Annotated in this window: 21 protein-coding genes; 12 read left to right on the top strand and 9 right to left on the bottom strand. The window is 30.3% G+C overall.

What is annotated here, in order from left to right; translation table 11 throughout:
* Positions 1–135: 135 nt before the first annotated feature.
* Positions 136–516 (top strand): YbgC/FadM family acyl-CoA thioesterase, encoded by a 381-nt coding sequence (locus tag L8X50_RS05255; protein ID WP_087699453.1) that lies wholly within the window; start codon positions 136–138, stop codon positions 514–516.
* Here L8X50_RS05255 and L8X50_RS05250 read toward each other — a convergent pair.
* The 3 genes from L8X50_RS05250 to L8X50_RS05240 are packed head-to-tail and all read right to left on the bottom strand — an operon-like array spanning position 494 to position 2,792.
* On the bottom strand, positions 494–1,711 hold the full coding sequence (locus tag L8X50_RS05250; RefSeq protein WP_263660577.1) for a hypothetical protein: 1,218 nt from the start codon (positions 1,709–1,711) through the stop codon (positions 494–496). The genes L8X50_RS05255 and L8X50_RS05250 overlap by 23 nt on opposite strands.
* Complete coding sequence (locus L8X50_RS05245; RefSeq protein ID WP_263660576.1) at positions 1,708–2,319, bottom strand: uracil-DNA glycosylase family protein; 612 nt, start codon at positions 2,317–2,319, stop codon at positions 1,708–1,710. The genes L8X50_RS05250 and L8X50_RS05245 overlap by 4 nt, the downstream gene beginning before the upstream one ends.
* The gene (locus L8X50_RS05240; RefSeq protein ID WP_263660624.1) at positions 2,319–2,792 is read right to left on the bottom strand and encodes a GNAT family N-acetyltransferase; all 474 of its coding nucleotides are present in this window, start codon (positions 2,790–2,792) and stop codon (positions 2,319–2,321) included. Before L8X50_RS05240 ends, L8X50_RS05245 begins: the two co-directional genes overlap by 1 nt.
* A 141-nt stretch (positions 2,793–2,933) precedes the next feature.
* On the opposite strand from L8X50_RS05240, the gene rpmH reads away from it, so the two are divergent.
* Genes rpmH through L8X50_RS05185 form a run of 11 tightly spaced genes read left to right on the top strand, consistent with a single transcriptional unit; the run spans position 2,934 to position 13,995 of the window.
* Complete coding sequence (rpmH, locus tag L8X50_RS05235; RefSeq protein ID WP_012661270.1) at positions 2,934–3,068, top strand: 50S ribosomal protein L34; 135 nt, start codon at positions 2,934–2,936, stop codon at positions 3,066–3,068.
* Positions 3,065–3,391, top strand: coding sequence for a ribonuclease P protein component (rnpA, locus tag L8X50_RS05230; RefSeq protein ID WP_082018444.1), 327 nt, complete (start codon positions 3,065–3,067; stop codon positions 3,389–3,391). Before rpmH ends, rnpA begins: the two co-directional genes overlap by 4 nt.
* Entirely contained in the window at positions 3,379–3,762 is a 384-nt protein-coding gene (gene yidD, locus L8X50_RS05225; RefSeq protein WP_039664776.1) for a membrane protein insertion efficiency factor YidD, read from the top strand. The genes rnpA and yidD overlap by 13 nt, the downstream gene beginning before the upstream one ends.
* Positions 3,726–5,309 carry a membrane protein insertase YidC gene (gene yidC / locus L8X50_RS05220; protein WP_263660575.1) on the top strand — a complete coding sequence of 528 codons (1,584 nt, stop codon included), beginning with the start codon at positions 3,726–3,728 and terminating at the stop codon, positions 5,307–5,309. The genes yidD and yidC overlap by 37 nt, the downstream gene beginning before the upstream one ends.
* Positions 5,293–6,138, top strand: a complete 846-nt coding sequence (locus tag L8X50_RS05215) for a Jag N-terminal domain-containing protein (protein WP_133319314.1) — start codon at positions 5,293–5,295, stop codon at positions 6,136–6,138. Before yidC ends, L8X50_RS05215 begins: the two co-directional genes overlap by 17 nt.
* Complete coding sequence (gene mnmE, locus L8X50_RS05210) at positions 6,135–7,463, top strand: tRNA uridine-5-carboxymethylaminomethyl(34) synthesis GTPase MnmE (protein WP_263660574.1); 1,329 nt, start codon at positions 6,135–6,137, stop codon at positions 7,461–7,463. Before L8X50_RS05215 ends, mnmE begins: the two co-directional genes overlap by 4 nt.
* 13 nt (positions 7,464–7,476) lie before the next feature.
* Positions 7,477–9,654: a phosphoribosylformylglycinamidine synthase subunit PurL gene (purL, locus tag L8X50_RS05205; RefSeq protein ID WP_263660573.1), complete on the top strand. Its 2,178-nt coding sequence runs from the start codon at positions 7,477–7,479 to the stop codon at positions 9,652–9,654.
* A 2-nt stretch (positions 9,655–9,656) separates the two neighbouring features.
* Positions 9,657–10,424, top strand: a complete 768-nt coding sequence (locus L8X50_RS05200; RefSeq protein WP_133319317.1) for a DnaJ domain-containing protein — start codon at positions 9,657–9,659, stop codon at positions 10,422–10,424.
* A complete protein-coding gene (gene purH, locus L8X50_RS05195; protein ID WP_133319318.1) occupies positions 10,424–11,956 on the top strand; it encodes a bifunctional phosphoribosylaminoimidazolecarboxamide formyltransferase/IMP cyclohydrolase in 1,533 nt (510 codons plus the stop codon). Before L8X50_RS05200 ends, purH begins: the two co-directional genes overlap by 1 nt.
* A 15-nt stretch (positions 11,957–11,971) precedes the next feature.
* Positions 11,972–13,564 (top strand): methyl-accepting chemotaxis protein, encoded by a 1,593-nt coding sequence (locus L8X50_RS05190; protein WP_263659335.1) that lies wholly within the window; start codon positions 11,972–11,974, stop codon positions 13,562–13,564.
* Positions 13,565–13,581: 17 nt separating this feature from the next.
* Positions 13,582–13,995, top strand: a complete 414-nt coding sequence (locus L8X50_RS05185; protein WP_133319320.1) for an META domain-containing protein — start codon at positions 13,582–13,584, stop codon at positions 13,993–13,995.
* 10 nt (positions 13,996–14,005) lie between these two features.
* On the opposite strand, the gene pyrF is transcribed toward L8X50_RS05185, so the two are convergent.
* From pyrF to L8X50_RS05155, 6 genes are read right to left on the bottom strand one after another with little or no spacing between them, the layout of a single operon-like run.
* The gene (gene pyrF / locus L8X50_RS05180) at positions 14,006–14,689 is read right to left on the bottom strand and encodes an orotidine-5'-phosphate decarboxylase (protein ID WP_263660572.1); all 684 of its coding nucleotides are present in this window, start codon (positions 14,687–14,689) and stop codon (positions 14,006–14,008) included.
* Positions 14,686–15,084, bottom strand: coding sequence for a transcription antitermination factor NusB (gene nusB / locus L8X50_RS05175; RefSeq protein ID WP_133319322.1), 399 nt, complete (start codon positions 15,082–15,084; stop codon positions 14,686–14,688). Before nusB ends, pyrF begins: the two co-directional genes overlap by 4 nt.
* 1 nt (position 15,085) lies before the next feature.
* Positions 15,086–15,556, bottom strand: a complete 471-nt coding sequence (ribE, locus tag L8X50_RS05170) for a 6,7-dimethyl-8-ribityllumazine synthase (protein WP_012661257.1) — start codon at positions 15,554–15,556, stop codon at positions 15,086–15,088.
* 12 nt (positions 15,557–15,568) lie between these two features.
* The gene (gene kdsA / locus L8X50_RS05165; protein WP_133319323.1) at positions 15,569–16,372 is read right to left on the bottom strand and encodes a 3-deoxy-8-phosphooctulonate synthase; all 804 of its coding nucleotides are present in this window, start codon (positions 16,370–16,372) and stop codon (positions 15,569–15,571) included.
* Between the two features lie 19 nt (positions 16,373–16,391).
* The gene (locus L8X50_RS05160) at positions 16,392–17,753 is read right to left on the bottom strand and encodes a uracil-xanthine permease family protein (protein ID WP_133319324.1); all 1,362 of its coding nucleotides are present in this window, start codon (positions 17,751–17,753) and stop codon (positions 16,392–16,394) included.
* Positions 17,743–18,675: a DMT family transporter gene (locus L8X50_RS05155; protein WP_263660571.1), complete on the bottom strand. Its 933-nt coding sequence runs from the start codon at positions 18,673–18,675 to the stop codon at positions 17,743–17,745. The genes L8X50_RS05160 and L8X50_RS05155 overlap by 11 nt, the downstream gene beginning before the upstream one ends.
* Positions 18,676–18,700 lie beyond the last annotated feature (25 nt).

Here is an 18,700-nt window from a genome sequence, read left to right as displayed (position 1 = left end):
CATAAGATATAAAATCAAGAATGTTTTATGCTTTTCTTATGACATTTTAAGTAGAATTTCAACAAATTTATCAATAAAAAAGTTGATTGCAAGCGATATTTTCCAATCAATATATAATAAAATAAAAGGTCTAAAATGCAAATACGAATTTATTATGAAGATACCGATGCAGGTGGAGTGGTATACCATAGCAACTACTTAAAATTTTGCGAAAGAGCAAGAAGTGAGATATTTTTTCAAAAAAATGCAAAAATTTTTGATAAAAATACAGGACATTTCCTACTTACTAAAGCAAATTGTAACTTTTTAAAACCCGCTAAACTTGGAGATCTTATAGAAGTAAAAACATTTATCACAAAGCTTAAAAAAGCCTCAGTTTGTATAAAACAAGAGATTTATAAAGAAAATACCAAGCTTTTTGAAGCTGAATTTACCCTAGCTTTTTTAAAAAATGAAAAAGTAGCCCCTATAGATGAGACTATAACTAAGGTTTTTACTGATCTTGCAAAGGAGTAAAACCTAAGCCTTGCGAGCGAATGATTTTAACCTTATAGTCAAATTGATTATCATTTAAACCCTCATCAAAAATTCTTTGAGAATCTTTATCTAAAAACTGCGTATAAAAATAATCAAGGCCCACGCTAGTTGCATAAGCTATCCAGTTGTAATTAATATTTTGCGAAAAAAGCTCATTAAGATAGCTTAGAGTTTGATCCTCATTAGAAATGGAATTTGCTAGCAAAAGTTTTTTTCTATCATTAATTTGCGTTAAACTTAGCAAGATAGGATTATAATTAATCTGAGTTGATAATAATACAAAAGGCTCTATATCATAAGTTCTTATTTGTGAGCTTATGAGTGCTGTTTTAATCAAAGAAGTATTTAAAATAATACTAGAATCTTGAAAACTTCTATTTTGATTTAAAATGCTTCTAAAATCAAATTTAGAACTATTAATAGTATAAATTTTCTCACTACCATTACCTGCGTTTAAAACATTCTCATCTAAGCGATTAGCTAAGGCTGTTCCATCTGAAAAAATAATATTTTTACCATTGGAGTATTCCAAAAGTTTTTGGATTTGTTTTTGATAATCTATACTTCCAAAATACACATTTTCATTTTGCGTATCAAAATTTCTTTTATGTGCAGTAGGAATAAAAACCTTTACATTAGAATCAAGGCTTTCTTTTAATAAATTTTTCACACCTTTATCTGTAAAACCTGCGATAATATAATTAAATTTCTCATCTTGAGCTTGTTTAAAAGCTTTAGTTATCTTGCTCTCATCTTCTGTGCCTATTAAAAACACCTTTACTTTTATTTGCGCTCTTTGTCTTAATAAATACGCTATGCTTGAATTTATAATAGTATTAGAATAACTTTTAATCGTTTGTTCAGGTATAACAATAGCTAGTTTTATGCTAGCATTTTTTTGAATTCTTTTTTCAAAATCTATAATAGAATTTAAAAGTTTGGTATAGATATTAACTAAAAGCTCATTTGCATTATCATTATTAAATCTTGATAAAAAATTAAAATAAAGTCCTGTTTCTAACAAAGTAAATAAGCAATCATTATCACAATTTTGAAATTCTAAATTAGGATAAAAAGACTCACTAGGTTCTATGGGCGATGGTTTTTGCTCTTTCGCAAAGACATTTAAAGTTAAAACAAAACTCATCATCAAACAAACTAAACTTTTTCTCATAAATAACCTTTTATTTTTTTAATATCTTCTATAAATTCAGCATAAAAGCTAGGATTTTTACTCAAAAAATTCAAATCATAGCTTGGCAAAAATAAGGCATTATTATAATACATACATTGTCCTTTATATTTTTGAAAATTCTCAAAACCCAAACTTGCAAAAGCTTCTTGGCCAAGACATAAAATAATCTTTGCTTTTATAAAATCAAGCTCATTATAAAAATACGGCAAGCATAATTTTAATGCTTGATCGTCTATTTTAAAATTACTAAAACATTTAAACATATAAGAAAAATATATCTCATCATCTTTTAAATTTAAAAGCTCCTTGCATAATCTTAAAAACTCTTGCTTATTTTTAGAAGCAAAAAACTTTCCACTCTCATTTTCTTCTTTATCAACAAAAGCTTGGTAAATCAAAATTTTAGCATTTTTGGCTTCTTTTTCCATTAAACTATGCTTTCTTAGTCTAGAAAAATGACAAAGATTGCAGGTTTTTACCCTTTCGTTTAATTCTTTAAAACTTAAATTAAAATGCCTAATTTGTTTTTGCTCGTTAAAATATTCATAACCAAAAGCTTTTAAATAATACAAATTACGCTTATTCATTACATCAATGCTTCTAAATTTTCACCCTCTAAACGATAAGTTCTCCACTCATTCATATGCTTTGCATTTAATTTAGTATAAAACTCAATCCCTAAATCATTATCGTTCAAACATACCCATTCTAATCTTTTAAGATTTTTTTCTTTACAAATTTGTGCTAAATATTTAAAAACAGCTTTTGCATAGCCTTTTTTTCTATGTTTTGCCTGTATATAAATATCTTCTAGATATAACCCACCTAAACCCCAAAAAGACGAAAAAGTAAAATAATACATTGCATAACCTATGATTTTACCATCAACTTTTAGACTTAAAGCCTTGGCATATTTATTTTCAAAAAAAGATTCTTCAAGTTCTTTAGTTGTGCATTTTACATCTTCAAGCATATTTTCATGGATAGCAAGCTCTTTAATTAATTCTAAAATTTTTTCTAAATCTTCTTTTTTACTCTCACAAATTTCAAAACTCATGATTTTTCCTTAAAATACATAAAAATAAAACAAAAATTTAGCAAAAACTTTTAAAATAACTCTTAATTAAAAGCAGATTTAAGTAAGATTTTGATAAAATACACGCTTATTATTTTGTTTTTTATTTTAAGTTAAGGAAAGAATATGAAAAGAACATATCAACCACACAAAACTCCTAAAAAAAGAACTCATGGCTTCCGCGTGCGTATGAAAAGCAAAAATGGTCGTAAGGTGATCAATGCTAGACGCGCTAAAGGTAGAAAAAGATTAGCGGTATAAAAGATTTTCTAAGTATTAACGACTTAGGAGAGTTTGCAACAATTTATAAAGAAGGTAAAAAGTGGCACTGTGAAGGTGTAATCATCTTTTATACTTTAAGTAAAGAAAAAAAATTTGCTGTTGTTGCTAGTAAAAAAGTTGGAAAAGCTGTCGTTAGAAATAGAGCCAAAAGGCTCTTAAGATCAGCTTTTTTTCAGGTTAAAAATCAAGTCGAAAACGGGAAATACATACTTGTAGCTAAGACAAGTATTACTGAAATTCCTTTTTTAAAATTAGAAAAAAACTTGAAATGGGGTTTGAAAAAAATAGGATGTATAAAATAGCTTGTTTAAAACTTATTAGATTTTACCAGCTCTTTATCAGCCCTTTTAAGCCACAATGCTGCAGGTATTATCCAAGTTGTTCTGAATATGCCTTATGGCAATTTAAAAAAAATAATATTTTTAAAGCATTTGGTGCAGTTTTTTTAAGAATTTTAAAATGCAATCCGTTTTTTAAAGGTGGTATTGATTATCCTAAAATACGCAAGAATACTCTAAACTCAGGTGTATGTTTTAAACCTAGTTTTAATGCTTTAAAACAACTCAATTATTTTTATATCCCTTGCAATGATAATCAATTTTTTTTAATTAAGATTATATTTCCAAAGGACAATCCGTGTCAGAAAATTTATCCCAGCAAAAACGCATATTAATTGCCGTTGTATTATCATTTTTATTTTTTGTAGTTTATGATTATTTTTTTATCCCAAAAGCACCACAAAATGAGCAAAATATCACTCATATAGAACAAAACAATTCAGCTCCACAAACTACAACCGCAAATACAAATACACAAGCTCCAAAGACAGAACTTAGTGTTAATCAAAAAGAAGAAATAGCAGTTGTTAAAAGTGAGCATTTTGAAGCACATATTGACTCTTTAGGTAGAATAGCTAAATTTTATCTAAGCGATGAAAAATATAAAGATGAAAATGGTAAAAGCATTAATCTAGTAGATACTTCTTTATCACCTTTGCCACTAGAAATAAGATTTAGTGATACAAAGATAAATCAAGAGGCATTCAATACAGTATATACAGCTAGTCAAAAAACTATCAATGTAAATGATGAAAATACAACATTAATTCTTACTCAAAATTTAAATGATCTAATAATAACTAAAAAAATCACTTTTCACAAATATGGAAATTATGATTTAGAAGTAAATCTAAGCAAAGATACAGCTTATTTTATCACTCCAGGTTATCGTCCAAATATAGCAGTTGATAGTTATACAGTACATGGAGTTTTAATCTTAGATAAAGATGATAAAATAACAATGTTAGAAGATGGTGATGTAGAAAATGATGAAAGTTTTTCTAATGTAACCCTTATGGCAGCTTCAGATCGCTATTATAGTGCTTTCTTTTATAATTTTGAAAAACCTTTAAATGCAGTAGTTACTAAAGATAATCACGAAAATTCTATCGTTTTTGCAAGTGCAACTAACAATTTTAAAGCAACCGGATATATAGGTTCAAAAGAGCATGAAATTTTAAGAAGCATTCATGCAGATTTAGATGATGTGGTAGAATATGGTTGGTTTACTTTTATAGCTAAACCTATGTTTGAATTTTTAAATTTCTTACATGGTTATTTGGGTAATTGGGGTTGGGCTATCGTAGTGATGACTTTAATTGTGCGTATTATTCTTTTCCCACTTACTTACAAATCAATGATTTCTATGAATAAACTCAAAGATTTAGCACCAAAAATGAAAGAAATTAGAGAACGCTACAAAGGTGATCCACAAAAAATGAATTTACATATGATGGAACTTTATAAAAAACATGGTGCAAACCCAATGAGCGGATGTTTACCTATACTCATTCAAATTCCAATTTTCTTTGCAATTTATAGAGTTTTACTAAATGCCATAGAACTTAAAGCTGCACCTTGGGCTTTTTGGATTACAGATTTATCTGTGATGGATCCATGGTTTATTTTACCTATATTTATGGGTCTAACTATGTTTATCCAACAACTTATTACACCAATGGCTATACAAGATCCTATGCAAGAAAAGATTATGAAATTCTTACCATTAATTTTCACTTTCTTTTTCTTAACATTCCCAGCAGGTTTAACTTTATATTGGTGTGTAAATAATATATGCTCACTTATCCAACAAGTAATTGTTAATAAGCTTTTCAAAAACCACAAAAAAGAGGAAATAGCTAAACATGAACATAGAAGCTAAAGACTTACAAACTGCACTCATAGAAGCCTCAAAACAACTTGAGTGCTCTGTGATTGACTTAGAATACGAAGTTATTCAACATGCTAAAGCAGGATTTTTTGGCCTTTTTAAAAAAAATGCGATAATCTGTATTAAAGGACATAAAAAAACTCAAAAAGTCCATAATGAAAAACCTAAAAAAAATCAAAATGAGAAATTTAACAAATATTCTCAAAAAAATTTTGAAAAAAATGAATATAAAAAAGAATATAAAGAAAATTTTCAAAAACCAATTGAAAATATTGCTCAACCTAAAGAACATTACAAAGTAAAAAATGATGCTATTTTTGATTCTTTTCATAAGGAGTCTTCAGAAGAAAAAAACATTGTTTCTTATATTGATGAGATAAAAATTTCACTAGAAAATTTACTAGCAACTTTTGATTTTGATATTAAAGTTGTGCAAGTTAGTGTTTGGGATGAAACCTGTGTTTTAATTAAACTTGATGGAGAAGATGCAGCCTTGCTTATAGGCAAAGAAGCTCACAGATATAAAGCTTTTTCATATTTACTTTATAATTGGCTTAATGCTAAATATAAAATTCAACCAAGACTAGAAATAGCACAATTTTTGGAAAACCAAACCCAAGCTATTGATAGTTATTTAAAAATTCTCATAGAAAAAGTAGAGAACACTGGAAGAGTTCAAACAAAACCACTAGATGGAATTTGGCTAAAACTTGCTTTAGAAAAATTAAGAGAACGCTTTCCTGATAAGTATGTAGCTATCAAACAAAATGACGATCAAAGATATATCGTTGTGAATGATTTTTTGAAGAAAAATGAATGAATGACACGATAGCTGCTATTGCTACAGCTCACGGAGTGGGCTCTATAAGCATCATTAGAGTAAGTGGAAAAAAAGCTTTAGAACTTGCATTAAAAATTACCCACAAAAAAGAACTCACACCACGCTATGCACGCTTGTGCAAACTTTATAAAAACAATAATGACTTTTTAGACGAGGCTTTAGTAATTTATTTTAAAGCACCCTACTCTTTTACAGGAGAAGATATTGTAGAATTTCAACTTCATGGCGGTTTTTCTTTGAGTGAAATTTTACTCGATGAGCTTGTTTTAGCAGGCGCGCGCCTTGCTAATCCTGGAGAATTTAGCAAAAGAGCTTGCTTAAATGGCAAAATGGATCTTTTAAAAGCTTTAAGCATACAAGATGCTATCATGTCAAAATCAACAAGTGCTGCAAATATCATAGCAAAAAATATTAAAGGTGATTTAAGTAAATTTTTAAACGCCATTCGAATAGACCTTGTTCAAACTCTTGCTTTTGTAGAAACTAGCATTGACTATGCAGATGATGATTTACCGCAAGATCTACTTGATCAAATCATTGCTATGTGTGAAAAAAATTCAAAACTTTTAAGCGATATAGTAGATATTTCCTTAAGTAAAAAAGGTCTTATAAATGGCTTTAAAGTTGCTATTATCGGCAAGCCAAATGCCGGAAAAAGTTCATTGTTAAATTCGCTTTTAGCATTTGATAGAGCTATTGTATCTAATATTGCAGGCACCACAAGAGATCGTATCGAGGAAAGTTTAAAAATAGGCTCACATTTAATTAAAATCATCGACACAGCAGGCATAAGAAACGCAGATGATGAGATAGAAAAAATCGGAGTCAACTTAAGTTATGAAAGCATTAAAGAAGCAGATATTATTATAGCTGTTTTTGACGGATCTAAAGAATTTGAAGAAGAAGATAAACATATTTTACAAGCTTTAAAAGATTGTGATAAAAAAATCATTTATGTTTTAAATAAAAGCGATTTGGCTACCAAATTTAAACATGAAATTAGCACTTCTTGTATACGCATTTGCGCCCAAGAAAACGCCCAAGCCATTAAAGAAAGTTTAAATGAATACTTAAATACTTTAGATGGCGATGGAATGCTAATTAGCAATACTTTAATACTCAATGCTTGTAAAAATGCTAGTGAAGCTATTTTGCGTGCAAGGGATTTATTAAAGGAAAGTTCTTTAGAACTTTTTGCTTTTGAATTAAATTTAGCCATAGGAGAAATAGCTCAATTTACCAAAAATTTTGAAAGAGATGAAATTTTAGATGCAATGTTTAGTAATTTTTGTTTAGGAAAATAAAAAGGAGATAATTATGGATAAAGAAGTTATAAAACAACACAAAATTAGCGATGAGGAATATCAAGAAATTTTAAATATACTAGGTAGAGAACCTAATTTATTAGAACTTGGAGTGATTTCTGCAATGTGGAGTGAACATTGCTCATATAAATCAAGTAAAAAATACCTTAATGGCTTTCCAACTAAAGCTCCTTGGGTAATCCAAGGTCCTGGTGAAAATGCTGGAGTAATAGATATAGGCAAAGGAATGGCTGCTGTATTTAAAGTAGAAAGTCATAATCACCCAAGTTTTATAGAGCCATTTGCAGGTGCAGCTACTGGTGTGGGTGGAATTTTACGCGATGTTTTTACCATGGGTGCTAGAGTTGTTGCAGGTATGAATTCTTTAAAATTTGGTAATATCCATGATGAAAAAATAGGCAAACATCAAAAATATTTAGTTAAGGGTGTAGTAAGTGGAATTTCACACTATGGTAATTGTATGGGTGTTCCTACTATAGGTGGAGAATGTGCTTTTGATGAGTGCTTTAATGGAAATATCTTAGTTAATGCTTTTGCACTTGGAACTTGCAAAATCGAAGATATTTTTTATGCAAAGGCTGAAGGTATAGGAAATCCTGTAATTTATGTAGGCTCAAAAACTGGTCGTGATGGACTTGGTGGAGCTGTAATGGCAAGCGATAGTTTTAATGAATCTAGCAAAAGCTTAAGACCAACTGTTCAAATTGGTGATCCATTTGCTGAAAAATTATTAATGGAAGCTTGTTTGGAACTTTTCAAAACTGATTATATAGTTGGAATTCAAGATATGGGTGCAGCAGGACTTACTTCAAGCTCTTTTGAAATGGCAGGACGCAGTGGTAGCGGGATGAAACTTTACCTTGATAAAACTCCTATGAGAGAAGAAGGTATGACTCCTTATGAGTTAATGCTAAGTGAATCTCAAGAAAGAATGCTAATTTGTGCTAAAAAAGGCTATGAAGAAAAAGTTATTGAGATTTTTAATAAGTGGGGGCTTGATGCAGCCATTATAGGCGAAGTTACAGATACTGGCAAAATGGAATTATTTTGGCATGATGAATTAGTTGGTCTAATCCCTATTGAACCACTAAGCGAAAAAGCACCTATACTTGATAGACCTGTGGCTAAGCCAAAATACTTAGATGAAATAAAAAACTATCAATTTAAACTTAGCATTCCCACTCAAGAAGCCTTTGAAAAACTTCTTGCAAATGAAAATATCAGCAATAAAGCTTATATTTATGAGCAGTTTGACTCAAGCGTACAAACTAACACTTTAAAAAGCGATGGGGCTTTAGGTGCAAATAGTATTAGAATTAAAGAAAATAATTGCTTGCTTTCTATGGCCATTGAGTGCAACTCAAGATTAAACTATGTAAATCCAAAAATCGGTGCAGCAGCAGCCGTTGCAAGTGCGGGAAGAAAAATAGCATGCTCGGGAGCTAGACCTTTGGCAATTAGTGATTGTTTAAACTATGGCAACCCACAAAACCCTGAAGTAATGTGGCAATTTGCTCAAGGCTGCGAAGGTATTAAACTAGCTTGTAAAGAACTCAATACCCCTGTGGTAAGCGGAAATGTTTCTTTATATAATGAAACCGATGGAGTAAGTATTTTTCCAAGTCCAACCATAGCTTGCGTTGGTATTCACGAAAAAGCAGAAAATGTTTTAAAATCATACTTTAGTAAAGAAACGCAAGCTATTTATTTAATAGGAGAAAGCAAAGGTAGTTTTGGTGGATCTTTGATTGCTAAAGTACTAGATCAAAAAGTCGCAGGAGAGCTTGAAGATATAGATTTTAAAGCAGAATTAAAACTATGGGATTTCTTACTAAAAGCAAACGAAGCAAAGTTACTTGATTGTGCTAATAGCATAGGCATAGGTGGTCTTGCTATGACTTTAGCCAAAATGAGCGCAAAGGCGAATTTGGGTGTAAATGTAAAAACAAATTTTAAAAACAGAAGTTTTATTTTTGAAGAAAGTCCAACTAGAGTTGTAATTGGTGTTAAAAATGAAGAAAATTTTATTGAATTTGCAAACAAAATGAAAATTAATTTTGCAAAACTTGGAATTTTAAATGAAAAAGATTTCGTTTTAGATGATATTAAGATATCTTTAGTAAAACTACAAAAAATTTATTTTGATAAATTTAAAGAATATTTAGGATAGAAATGCTTTTTGTTTTATTAGTATTAGCAATTCTTGCATTTTATTGGTATTATAAAACTTGGGGTAAAGATGATCTTTTAGGCTCTTTCAAAAAAGGAGCTAAAAGCTTCTCTCAAGGCTTTAAACAAGGCTATCATGAAGAAAGGATTGATGGCTTTAAAAGGAGATTAAACTATTATGTTATAGCGCTTTTAGCAAAAATAGCAAAAAGTGATGGTAGAGTTAGCGAGAATGAAGCAAACATGATCTCACAAATTCTTGATTATAATGCTAAAGATAAAAAAGAAAGAGATTTTTTAAAACAATGTTTTAATGAACATAAAAACACTTTAAATGATACTTTTGATATAGCCAAAGAGTTTATCAAAGAAGTGCCTTTACCACAACAAGAAAGAATTAATATTTTAAATGTCTTAGTAGCAATGGCTTTGATTGATGGAGAACTTAACAATACCAAAAAAGATGTCTTAAGAGCTATCATTAGAGCTTTTGAACTTGATGTAAATATACTTGAAAAACTTTTAAACTCTATGCAAACACAAAATACAGGTATGAATTTACAAAAGGCTTGTGAAATTTTAGGCTTAAATGAAAATGCAAACTTACAAGAGCTTAAAAAACGCTATAGAGAACTTGCCAAAAAATACCACCCTGATATTTTAAACGCAAACAATAGTGATGAAGAAAAAATCAAAGAAGGTGTTAAAAAATTTCAAGAAATTAATGAATCATATGAATTTTTAAAACAATATATAGAAAGGAAAAATTAATGAAAGCACTAATTAGTGTGAGTGATAAAGAAGGTGTTGTAGAATTTGCTAGCGAACTTACTAAATTAGGTTATGAGCTTTTATCCACCGGAGGTACTTATAAGCTTTTAAAAGAAAATAATTTACAAGTACAAGAAGTTAGTGAATTTACTCAAAGCCCTGAAATGTTTGAAGGGCGTGTTAAAACATTGCACCCAAAAATTCATGGTGGAATTTTATACAAAAGAGAAAATGAAGATCATCAAAAACAAGCCAAAGATTACAACATCGAAAGTATAGACTTGCTTTGTGTGAATTTATATCCTTTCAAAAAAACTACAATTTTAACCCAAGATTTTGATGAGATTGTAGAAAATATCGACATTGGTGGTCCTGCTATGATACGCAGTGGTGCAAAAAACTTTAAAAATGTCATTGTCGTTTGTGATATTTTAGACTATGATAAAATCATACAAGCTTTAAAAGATAATACCTTAGATCTTGATTTTAGAAGAGCATTGATGATCAAAGCTTATGAGCATACAGCAAATTATGATGCTTACATAGCAAATTATATGAATGAGCGTTTTAATGGTGGCTTTGGTGCAAGTAAATTTATCGTAGGTCAAAAAGTGTTTGACACAAGATATGGAGAAAACCCTCATCAAAAAGGTGCTTTATATGAATTTGATGACTTTTTCACACACAATTTTACAACCTTAAAAGGTGAAGCAAGTTTTAACAATCTAACCGATATTAACGCGGCTTTAAATTTAGCAAGTGCTTTTGATAAAGCTCCGGCAGTAGCCATTGTAAAACATGCAAATGCTTGCGGATTTGCCATAAAAGAAAACTTACTCCAAAGCTATATCCATGCTCTTAAATGCGATACCTTAAGTGCTTATGGTGGGGTTGTTGCTATCAATGGAACTTTAGATAAAGAATTAGCGCAAAAAATCAATGAAATTTATATAGAAGTTATTATTGCAGCAAATGTAGACGATGATGCTTTGGAAGTTTTTAAAGATAAAAAGCGTATTAAAATCTTTACACAAAAAGCGCCATTTTTAACTAGAGCTTATGATAAATATGATTTTAAGCACATAGATGGTGGTTTTGTATATCAAGATAGTGATGAAGTTAAAGAAGATGAATTAAAAAATGCGATTTTAAAAAGCGAAAGAAAAGCTAATGAACAAGAATTAAAAGATCTTGAAATAGCTATGAAAATTGCTGCATTTACTAAATCAAACAATGTAGTTTATGTAAAAAATGGAGCTATGGTAGCCATTGGTATGGGTATGACAAGTCGTATCGATGCAGCTAAAGCAGCTATTAATAAAGCCAAGGAAATGGGGCTTGATCTAAATGGTTGTGTTTTAGCAAGCGAAGCTTTCTTTCCATTTAGAGATAGTATAGATGAGGCTAGCAAAATAGGAGTAAAAGCCATCATTGAACCAGGTGGAAGCATAAGAGATGAGGATATCATCCAAGCTGCTAATGAGTATGGTATCGCATTATACTTTAGCGGCATAAGACACTTTTTACACTAATAAAAGGAGTTTTAAATGTTTAAAAGCATAGGTGCAAAAATATCTTTAGCAATGATTTCTACATTGCTAATTAGTTTTATTATCATGCAGATTATCTTACAAAAAGATTCTCAACAAACTACAGATAGAATCAGCCGTGCACATTTAGATACTTTAAGTACTTCTGTTTTTCAAACATTAAGAATGGCAATGAATTTGGGCGATCCTGCTATTATAGAACAAGCTATAAAAGATGCTGGTGAAATAGAAGGTATAAAAGATATTAAAATTTATCCTTCAAAAAGCACAGTTGAGCTCTTTGAAATACAACATTTTACAAAAAGTGATGAGAGTATTATCAACGAGCAATTTAACAAGCCAGAAATTAAAGCCGTTGAAATCAATAACGAACAAGGACATTATCTAAGACTTATACGCCCACTTATCGCCAATAAAGGTTGTCTTGCTTGTCATGCTAATGCTAAAGAAGGTGATGTTTTGGGTGTTATGGATATGTACAATGATTTAAAACATGTAGATGATGATTTGGCAAGTTCAGCTAGAACCTATATTATAATCTTTAGTGTTGCTTTACTTTTTACCGTTTTTGCTGTACTTTATATTTTAAAAATAGTTGTAGGTAATCCTGTTTTAGATCTTTTAAAACATGCCAAAGAACTAGCTAGCGGCGATGGAGATTTACGCGCAAGAATTAATATAAAAAGCACCGATGAAATAGGTAAAGCTTGCACCTACATCAACCAATTTATTGAAAAAATTCAAAATACAGTGATTTCTACTAATGAAAATTCTCAAATGGTAGATAAACAATCTAAACTTTTAAATGCTAATGCACTCGATCTAGCAAATAGAACTAAAGAAGGTCATACAAAAACTGATGAATCTTATCATTTAAGTGAGCAAATTCATACAGAATTACAAGATCTTGCTGAACTTTCAAATAACGCAAATAAAGCCAATACAAAATCTTTTGAAGTTTTAAACACTATGCTTGACTCATTAAATCAAGTAGTAGATAAGGTAAAAGTTGTAGCTGAAAATGAAGATATATTGTCTCAAAAAGTAGAAGTTATGGAAAAACAAGCAGAAGAGATTAAAAAAGCTTCTGACATGATGGGAGAAATTGCTGATAAAACCAATCTATTATCTTTAAATGCAGGTATTGAAGCTGCGCGTGCTGGAGAATTTGGTCGTGGCTTTTCAGTTATTGCTGAAGATGTAAGAAATCTTGCTCAAAATTCAGAAGAATTTTTAAAAAATATTGCCATCGTAACCAAACAATTGGTAGATAGTATCAATGAAGTTTCTAAAGAGTTAAAACACAATGCTAACGAAATTAACTCTTTAAATCAAGATGCAAAAGAACTTGTAGAAGGAACCAATGAAGTAAAAGTTTGCAATGAAAATGCAAGAGATTTAGCAAATGCTTGCATGCAAAAAATTTCAAGCACACAAGAAACTTTGCAATCTTTGCTTGATAAAATGCAAGAAACGGTAAAATTAAGTGATAAAAATGAAGAAATTTCAAAAATTTTATTAGATGTTGCTCATGAGTTAAATATAGTTTGTCAAAATTTAGAGGATGAATTAAAACATTTTCATGTATAAATCAAAGGAGTATAAAAATGAAAAAAATAATCACATTAAGTATAGCGAGCTTAGCTATTTTTAGTGGGTGTTCTGTGGCAAATTTAAGTGTTGATGATTTACAAAATAAAGAATTTACTATAAGTTCTTATGAAGCTAATGGAAAAAATCATGAACTTCCTCAAAATACTAAAGCAAGCATTAGTTTTGATAATAAAGATAAAAGAGTTTTTGGTGTATCAGGATGTAATAGATTTTTTGGAAACTATAAAGATCAAGGAAGTAGTATCAAAATAGAAGATAATCTTGCTTCGACAAAAATGCTTTGCGATCAAGAATCTATGAAATTTGAAAACGACTTCTTAAGATATTTTAATGGAGAATTTCAAATTATTAGTGATGATGATGGAATTATTTTAGAAAATAAGAAAATGAAAATTTATTTAAAATAAGCCTCTAGGCTTATTTTAAATGCTCTAATATATTCTCACAAACCATTCTAGGTTCTTTTGCCTTATAAATAGGTCTTCCAACCACGATAAAATCTGACAGATTATCCTTAGCACACTGTATATCAGCTACTCTTTTTTGATCATCTAAATTTTCTTTAAAAGGACGAATTCCAGGAGTTAGTGTAATAAAATTTGTATTTGTATTTTCTTTAATCAATAAGCTCTCATATACCGAACAAACCATACCATCAAGACCGCTTTCATAGCTAATTTTAGAAAATTCCTTAACGGCTTGTTTGATATTTTGTCTATATATACTAAAAAATTCTTGCTCATCAAAACTAGTTAAAGCAGATACAGCAAGCACCAAAGGTCTTTTACTCAAAACACTTAAACGCTCCATAATCATACACATAGCACTTTTACCTGCACTTGCGTGGATATTAAACATATCCACATCAAGTTTAGCAAGCTCTTCGCAAGCATCTGCCATGGTATTTGGTATATCATAAAGCTTTAAATCTAAAAAGATTTTAAAATCATCCACTTTTTTAATCGCCTCTAAAAGCTTTGCTCCATCTCTTAAATATGATCTAAGCCCTATTTTAACCCAAAGATCTAAACCTTTTAATTCTTTAGCCAAACTAATACACTCATCATAACTTGACACATCAAAAGCCACACAAAGTTTCATTGCTTTTCCTTGTTAATTTTATCCAACACCCCGTTGATAAATTTAGGAGCATTATCTCCTGCCATTTCTTTTGCAAGCTCTATAGCCTCATTAATGATAATCGCTTTTTGTGTAGAAGTAAATAAAATCTCATAAGTACCCAAACGCAAAATGGCCTTTTCTATACTAGCTACTCCATCTAATTTGTGCTCTTTCAAACACTCATTGATTTTCTCATCAAGCAAAGTAAGTTGCTCATTGATACCATTATATAAATCTAGAGTGAATTTTCTTTGGTCATTGCGAATTTTTTTCTCATCCAAAAATTCATTGATAAAATCTTTATTTTCTTGATTTAACTGTGCTGCATAAAGCAAAGAAACTATACTTTGTCTTACTTGGTGTCTAGTAGCCATTTTAAGCCTTAATTTTTTGGATTAAATTAAGCATTTCAACTACAGTAAGCATAGCTTCAAAACCCTTATTACCTGCTTTACTACCTGCTCTTTCTATGGCTTGCTCTAAGGTATCAGTTGTTAAAACTCCAAAACTCACAGGCACATTAGCTCCAAGCCCTACACTTGCTATACCTTTAGTAGTTTCAGCTGCTACATAATCAAAATGTGGTGTACTTCCACGAATTACTGCTCCAACACAACAAATTCCATCAAATTTTTTACTCTCACAAGCTTGTTTTAATGCAAAAGGAATTTCAAAAGCACCTGGCACTAAGATAAGACTTAAGTTTTCTTCCTTGCCCCCATGCCTTAAAAAAGCATCTTTAGCACCTTCAACTAAACGATCTGTGATGATATGATTAAATCTTGCATTGATAATCGCAATTTTCTCATCACCTTTTAAACTTAAATTTCCCTCTATTATCTTCATAATTTTCCTTTTCTAAATGATTTCTTGAATTTTTAAAAGCGTATTTACGCAGTTTTTAAGTCTTGAAAGATCAAGCATATTTGGTCCATCACATAAAGCTTTGCAAGGATCAATGTGCGTTTCAAAGAAAAATCCATCTACACCTACACTAGCAGCAGCTCTTGCTAATGGCTCTACAAATTCACTTTTGCCTCCACTACTTCCACCGTTTGCTCCTGGCATTTGCACACTATGAGTAGCATCAAAAATAACTGGAGCATATTTTCTCATGATAACCAAACTTCTCATATCTACGACCAAATTTCCATAACCAAAACTCGAACCTCTCTCAGCTACAAAAACTCCATTTTCTTTGGCTATTTCAAAACCTTCTTCATCAATGCCTCTAGTTTGTAAAATTTTAGCTACACTGTATTTAATATCTTCAGGATTTAAAAATTGCCCTTTTTTTACATTTACCTTGGCTTTTGTTTTAGCAGCAGCTACTAATAAATCAGTTTGCCTGCATAAAAAGGCAGGAATTTGTAAAACATCTACAACCTCAGCCGCAACACTCGCTTGAGAACTCTCATGAATATCAGTAAGAATTTGCATGCCAAATTTATCTTTCACTTTTTGCAAAATTTCCAAGCCTTTTTCAAGACCTGGCCCTCTAAAACTATTAATACTAGTTCTATTTGCTTTATCAAAACTTGATTTAAAATAAAAATCAATTCTACCATCTTTTAAAAAGCATTCAAGCTCTTGTGCAACTTTAAAAACAAGTTCTTCATTTTCTATTACACAAGGACCTGTTATTAGTATCATTTTTTTCATTATTTTTCCTTATTTTTTATTATTTTACTTTATTTTTTTCATTTTCTTCAAGCGGAAAAATGCAATTTAAAATAATAGCCGTAATCCCACCTGCTGCAATCCCTGAAGAAAATAAAGTTTTAAACCACATTGGCATAAATTCTAAAATATCAGGATTATTAGAAACTCCAAGCCCTATACCCAAACTCATAGCTATGATGATAATAGAACGACGATTTAAATTTTCCTTAGAAATAATCCTAACTCCCGTTGCAGCTATAGTACCAAACATTACTAAAGTTGCTCCTCCTAAAATAGGTTCTGGAATTTGCAAAGTAATATCAGCCACAATAGGAAACAAACCCAAAATCATCAACATAAAAGCTACAATAAATCCAACATATCGACTTGCAACACCTGTTAAAGCTATAACGCCATTATTTTGCCCAAAACATGAATTTGGAAAAGTATTAAAAAAGGCTGAAACAAAGGAATTAAAACCATTAGCCAAAACCCCGCCTTTTAATCTTTTTGCATAAAGTTCGCCTTTAACTGGCTGATTTGAAACTTCACTAGTAGCACTAATATCGCCGATAGTTTCTAAAGAAGTTACCATAAAAACTAAAATCAAAGGTAAAATAAGATTATAATCAATACTCAAACCATAATGCAAAGGATCGGGTAAAAACACTAAAGGTAAATTTTCATTAAAATTAAAACTAAAATTTTCAAAAGTCATAGCCACTAAAAGCCCTATTATCATAGCTATAAATAAAGAAGAAATTCTTATATAGGCATTATTAAAACGATTTAAAACAATAATACTTAAAATCACAACTCCGGCTAATAATAAATTTTGCAAAGAACCAAACTCACCACTTGCCTTAGCCGCAAATCCACCTCCTGCACTCACAAGACCAACATTAATCAAACTAAGACCTATAATCATCACAACTATACCTGAAACCAAAGGCGAAATCACTCTTCTAATAAAAGGTAAAATTTGAGAAATAATCATTTCAGTAGTAGAACAAAGCATTAAAGTGCCAAAAATGGCTCCAAGCATTGCTTCTTGCGATAAACCATTATTTTTTAAAACAAGCCCACCTAAAATAATAGGTGCAACAAAATTAAAACTGGTCCCTTGAATAGATAAAAGTCCACTCCCTATAGGACCCCAAGTTTTAATCTGTAAAAGCGAAGCAACACCTGAAGCAAAAAGCGACATACAAATAATTCTAGCCGTATTAGTATCATCTATCCCAAGACCTTTGCAAATTAACAAAGCAGGTGTAATCACAGCCACAAACATAGCCATTAAATGCACTAATGCAGCAAAAAATGCCTTAGCAAAAGGTGGTCTATCTTCTAAACCATAAATTAAATCTGTTTTATTTTCCATTTTTCTTTCCTTTTGTTTGCTTACTAACCAAAATAATTCCTCCTAAAATAATGCTAAAAATTCCTATAAAAACCATTAAGCTAGGAAATTCATCTCCTAATAATATGCCCAAAAATAAAGTAAAAACTACATCTATATAGCTAACTCCTGCAACAACTCCTGCCTTTTTTGCTACTCCATAAGCTTTAGTAACATGAATTTGATACATTGCTCCAAAAATTCCCATCAAAACAATAAAAATCCAAGCTTTAAGACTAGGCATAACAAAAGGAGCAATTAAAAAATCAAGCTCTCTTATTTCATAAAAAGAACCTACAATCATAGACATTAAAGGCATCAAAGTACCAATTAAAACAAAAGATAAAGCTATAAATGGCGCTGGGTATGATTTTCTAAGCTCTCTTACGCTAGTTAGCGCCAAGGCTGCACAAAAACCGCTTAAAATTCCTAAAATACTATTTTTTAAATCAAAACCTGAATGCGTAGTGCTATCTGCAAAAGGCTGACAGATTAATAATACTCCTATAAAAGCAATCAAAATCCCAAAACAAGCTTTTAATCCTAAACTTTCTTTAAAAAACAAAAAAGCAATCAAAGCTATAAAAATAGGTGCTGTTTTTTGAAAAGCAAAAGCCCCACCTAATGAAATATTAGAAACATTATAAAAGAAAAGATATAAAGCGATCGTTCCTATAATACCTCTAAAAATAAGCAGTCCAAGATGTCCGCCACTTTTATGAAAATTTAATTTTGAAAGCGCATAAAGCATAAAAGCTGTGCCTATAATATTTCTAAAAAACATAATTTCAATCGATGATAATTCTTCACTAAGAATTTTTGCACAAGCACCTACAAATGCAAATTCTATAGAAGCAATAATCATAAAATATATACCTAAATTCTTTTTAACTATTCTTAACATATAAATTCCATATAAAATTCCTGTT

Source organism: Campylobacter sp. CNRCH_2013_0898h, assembly GCF_025772965.1.
GTDB classification, from domain to species: Bacteria; Campylobacterota; Campylobacteria; order Campylobacterales; family Campylobacteraceae; genus Campylobacter_D; species Campylobacter_D lari_D.
The sequence above is the reverse complement of the archived record's forward strand: the minus strand, read 5'-3'. Positions and strand labels throughout refer to the sequence as shown.